The sequence below is a fragment of the Halomonas colorata genome (genome assembly GCF_014897985.1).
Taxonomy (GTDB): domain Bacteria; phylum Pseudomonadota; class Gammaproteobacteria; order Pseudomonadales; family Halomonadaceae; genus Vreelandella; species Vreelandella colorata.
The window spans coordinates 1-416 of sequence record NZ_JABUZA010000119.1 but is presented as its reverse complement, the minus strand read 5'-3'; the positions used below and the strand labels follow the sequence as shown (position 1 = coordinate 416).

The window sequence follows — 416 nt, the reverse complement described above, 5'->3', positions numbered from 1 at the left end:
ACCGACAACAACCAGACCGGCCAGATGCTCGCCGCGCTGACCAACCTGCCGCAAGGCACGTTTGCCTCGGAAGTGGCAGTCGACGGCGACAAGGTCAACGTTACGCGTGAAATCGACGGCGGTCTGCAGACGATTGCGCTGACGCTCCCGGCGATCGTGACTACTGACCTGCGCCTGAACGAGCCGCGCTACGCCAAGCTTCCGGACATCATGAAGGCTAAGAAAAAGCCCATGGACGTCAAAACCCCAGCCGATTATGGCGTCGAGGTGGCGTCCAAGGTCAGCCTGCTCAAGGTGGAATCTCCGGCCGAGCGCAAAGGTGGTATCAAAGTCGCCTCGGTGGACGAACTGATCGATAAACTTAAAAACGAAGCCAAGGTGCTTTAAGAGGAGTCGAACGCATGAGCATTCTGGTA

1 protein-coding gene is annotated in these 416 nt (G+C 57.7%); it reads left to right on the top strand.

Annotated elements, in window-relative coordinates; translation table 11 throughout:
• Positions 1–387 (top strand): electron transfer flavoprotein subunit beta/FixA family protein (locus tag INT33_RS21690; RefSeq protein ID WP_193092950.1); only part of this gene is annotated, 387 nt, incomplete at its 5' end.
• Between the last annotated feature and the right edge of the window lie 29 nt (positions 388–416).